Origin of the sequence: Paucihalobacter sp. (assembly GCF_036825875.1) — a bacterium.
In the GTDB taxonomy this organism is placed as follows: Bacteria; Bacteroidota; Bacteroidia; order Flavobacteriales; family Flavobacteriaceae; genus Paucihalobacter.
This window is the reverse complement of the sequence record NZ_DAISXK010000081.1, coordinates 1-4,589: the sequence shown is the minus strand read 5'-3', so window position 1 is coordinate 4,589 and position 4,589 is coordinate 1. Positions and strand designations below refer to the sequence as shown.

At 37.2% G+C, this 4,589-nt stretch carries 2 protein-coding genes; both read left to right on the top strand.

Annotated features, from left to right (window positions below):
- On the top strand, positions 1–543 hold a 543-nt coding region (locus V7Z48_RS13405; protein ID WP_334114128.1), incomplete at its 5' end, for a MopE-related protein.
- A 238-nt stretch (positions 544–781) separates the two neighbouring features.
- Positions 782–4,589: LamG domain-containing protein (locus tag V7Z48_RS13400; RefSeq protein ID WP_334114126.1), on the top strand; the 3,808-nt coding region annotated here is incomplete at its 3' end.

Below are 4,589 nucleotides of genomic sequence, written 5' to 3'. Positions count from 1 at the left end.
GCATGTTATGAAACGGCAACTTTTAATGACGCTACTTGTACTTGGGATGTAACAGATAATGGTAATGGAACTACGTATTATGCAGATATGGATAATGACGGTTTTGGAGACCCGAATAATTCAATCTATACTTGTACTATGCCAGATGGCTACGTATTAGACAATACTGACTGTGATGATACTGATGACACAATTTATCCAGGTGCACCTGAAATTCCTGACAACGGAATTGATGAAAATTGTGATGGTATGGATGAAACCACTTTAGATATTGACGAGGTAACAAATACCGGTGTTTCAATTATGCCTAATCCGTTTAAAGAAAGTATTACCATAAATTTACCATCGGGTACTAATGGCCATGAATTTAATATTTTGATTTACGATCTTAACGGAAGAGTCGTTTATAAAAAAGGGTTGTTGAGTATCGATAATAAGATCACCATCAATGGTCTTGATAGGCTCGATGAAGCTCCTTACTTTATCAAAATAACCAATAAGGATAACGGTTTGAATTTCATGAAGAAACTCATTAAGTTCTAAACCTACAAATTTTGTTAAAAAAAGCTGAATCACCCGATTCAGCTTTTTTTTAATTAGCTTAATATCAAATGGTATTGGTTAAAATTTTAACTAAATTATAAACTACATCAAAATTAAAAATCACTGATTTTCAATTACTTATATTATATAAATACATTTCATCGATTTTTTTTGCATTTCACAGAACAAATTATTATGTTTGCTTATTAATTAGTCCCAAACTATTAAATAACCGCTTATGAAAACTATTACTTTACTCCACTTGAGGAACACGCTGTTAACGCTTCTTATTTGTACAGCTACGAACTTTCAATTGTTATCGCAAACAATAATTCATAGTGCAAATTTCGAAACTGGCAATAACGGCTGGAATCTTGCATATAGATGCGACCGAAACAATACGGCTGGTCGATCTTACCAAGGTAACTGGAATTTAAGAGTTTTCCGAAATGGAAATGCATTTTCGCCTGGTCTGACCTTATCTGCTTATGATAAAATTGATTTTAAATTTTATTTTACTGCGAGAAGTATGGAAACTGGCGAAAGGTTTTATATAGATTACAGACCAGATTCAGGTGCTTCATGGACTGAAATCGGTAATTTTTTATCTGGAAACGTTCCTAGTAAAACCGCCGATTTCCAAAATGGCACGACAATTATTTTCTATAGCAAAACCGTTACTATTTTTAAAACTGATCATTTTTTTCCAAGCTCCGCCACAGCACAGTTTAGAATAAGAAATAGTGGTAATGAAGATAATGATGAACTTCATTTTGACAACATTACTATTACTGGAACAACATTTCAAACACCATCAGTTGCACCAGGAGGTGTCACGGATGATCTGGATCTATGGTTAAAAGCAGATAAAGTAAACGGATCTGGAATTCTCCCAAATAATGCTCCAATAAATAAATGGCATGACAATGGAAAAGGAAACCATGCAGAAACCGTTGTAAGTTATCAAGCACCCGTTTATAAGCATAATGTAACTAGAAATTTTAATTTTAATCCTGTCATTGAATTTGAAAATAATAATAATACGTCATGGAGAGACATGACCTATTTAAATAACAGGCAAGAACTAAAGGGTACTGGTGGGTTTAATAGTAACGACGTGTTTGTAGTCTTAATGCCGGACCCAGTCATTACGACGACTATGATACCCTTAGATACATTTACTAGTACGGACCCAACTGGAAACACATATACCGAAGATGTTACCGGTTTTGGTTATGGATCATTTACACAAAGATTTTACAATGAACGTTTAACCTATTGTATAGGAACAACAAACGAAGGAGGTGATGGTAGTGATTATCCAGGAAATGGCTACGGACGCGCCGATACCAATTCTGGAACAAACTACAATCAAATAGGTATTGTTAATTTTAGACATAATTCGTCAAACGACAATATGCATCTTTATTTCAATGCTGTTGATGTTGGTAACGAAGATAATTCACCGGCTCAATTTGCTGAAATAAGAAATACCAGATATTGGTTAGGTAGGAGCCAGTATTGGGATGGTAGTTATGATGGAAGAATTGCAGAAGTAATATCATATACTGCAACTAATAATGACACAGACAATACTAGAGAACGAAACAGAATCCAATCCTATTTAGCGGTCAAATATGGTATAACTTTAGGTTTAAACGGAACTTCACAGGATTACGCGGATAGTGATGGCTCAATTATATGGGATGCAAGTGCTGGAAGCTACAATTATGATATTGCCGGAATAGGTAGAGATGATGCTTCCGAATTAGAACAAAAACAATCGCGTAGTGTCAATGACGCAACCGACGGAATTGGTCGAACACAAGGAATCCTAACCGTTGGACTTACTGATATTTACGAAACCAATTACGACAATAAAACCTTAAACTCAACTACCTTAAACGATAAAGAGTTCTTAATGTGGGGTGATAATGGTGCCGATTTGAACGCTGCCGCAGCTACCATTACTGTAGACATGAGTGCAGGTATACCAGGCTTAAGTACAGAAGTAAGCTTTACAGCCATGCAGCGTATCTGGAAATTTGTTGAAACAGGTGGCGATGTACCCACGGTCAAAGTAAGTATTCCTCAAAATGCTGTTAGAAATATTAATCCGCCAGGAAGTTATTATATGTTCATTTCTGATACTGGAGTATTTGACCCAACAGCTGCCTACACATTAATGGTAGATGATGGTAATGGTAATTTGGAAACAACTTATGATTTTGACGGAACAAAATATATCACTTTTGGCTATGCCCCTCAAATCGAAGTGGTACGATCTATTTACTTCAATGGCACCTCAGATTTTGTTGATATGGAAGATAAACTGAATTTAAATCCATCAGGTTTCACAATATCAGCTTGGATAAATCGTGACCCAACAGATGCTGGACGTTCAGTAATAGTAAGCAAACGCAATGTGGGCTTCACTAATGGTTATGAATTAGCCATTTTAGGTGATGACAGAATTCGAATGCGATGGTTTAATGGCGTCAATCAAAATATATCATCTAATACAGTTATACCTCGAGGTGAGTGGCATCATGTCGCCGTTATTTACAACGGAACAGAAGTCAGCCTTTATATTGATGGTGTTCGGGATGTATCAACATCAAGAATAGCCCCTGTTCCCACAAACGAATATTTTTACATTGCAGCAGGAGGAAAAAACAATCCAGAAAACTTTTTCAGAGGAAATATCGATGAAGTTCGTATATGGAATCGCGCACTTACTGAAGCACAACTTCGATTTATAATGAATCAGGAAATTGAGCAGAATGCTTCCTTTACTGCTGGAAAAGTATTACCAATCACCATTACAAAATATGAAATAGGCTCGGTGCCGTGGTCTGATTTGGCTGCTTATTATCCTATGTCAGTTTATACATACACAAATACCGATGACGCCTCAGGGAATGGTAACCAAGGTGCTCTAAGAAACTTAAGAACCGTCGACAGACAAACAGCACCTTTGCCATATATTTCTAATAGCAATGCCGACTGGAATACTGCTGACACTTGGACTAATGGTACTATGCAGTACATTCCTGGTGGTGTGTCGCTTGTTAATCCAAATATTACTATTGACTGGAACATTGCCAAAACGAGTCACAATATAGTTGTTGATAATTCTGTTCTGCCAACATCCAAAAATGGCAATAGACACTTACTTAGTTTAGAGGTAGAATCTAATACTTTGACAGTGGCTGGAGATACTAAGACAAATGAAGGCTATGGTTTAACCATTACCCACTACTTAAAACTTGATGGCACGATTGACCTTGAAGGCGAATCGCAACTCATTCAGACTATAGATAGTGATTTTGATATAACCAGCTCTGGTAGATTAGAACGCGATCAACAAGGAACAGCCGACAGATTTACCTACAATTACTGGTCGTCACCAGTAGGACTTAGAAATACAACCACCAATAATAATAACTATACTTTACCTACTATTTTAAGAGATGGTACCAATCCTATCACATTTATATCTGCGGGCTTCAATGGCACTAACACCTCACCTATTGGTATAGCAGATTTCTGGATTTGGAAATTTGCCAATCAAGCTACAGGACAATATTCGGCCTGGCAACATGTGCGAAGTACTGGTAGCATCTTAGCTGGTGAAGGTTTCACTATGAAAGGCCCAGGTACGGGTGCTGTAATTGATGATCAAAATTATGTGTTTACTGGCAAGCCTAACAATGGCAACATCAATCTAACATTGGCTGCTAACAGCGATTATTTGGTGGGTAATCCTTATCCTTCTGCCATTGATGCTGATCAGTTTATTTTAGATAATGGTCCTGTTATTGGTGGCACTGGTGCATTGAATGGTAGCTTGTATTTCTGGGAACATTGGGGTGGCGGATCACATATTTTAAGTGAATACCAAGGTGGCTATGGCACCTACAATTTATCTGGTGGCGCACCAAGTGCTAGTCAAGGTATAACCCATCCAGATGTTGGTATGGGAGGAACGCCAAGAAAAACACCTGGAAGATATATTCCGGTAAGTCAAGGCTTCTTCGTTACAG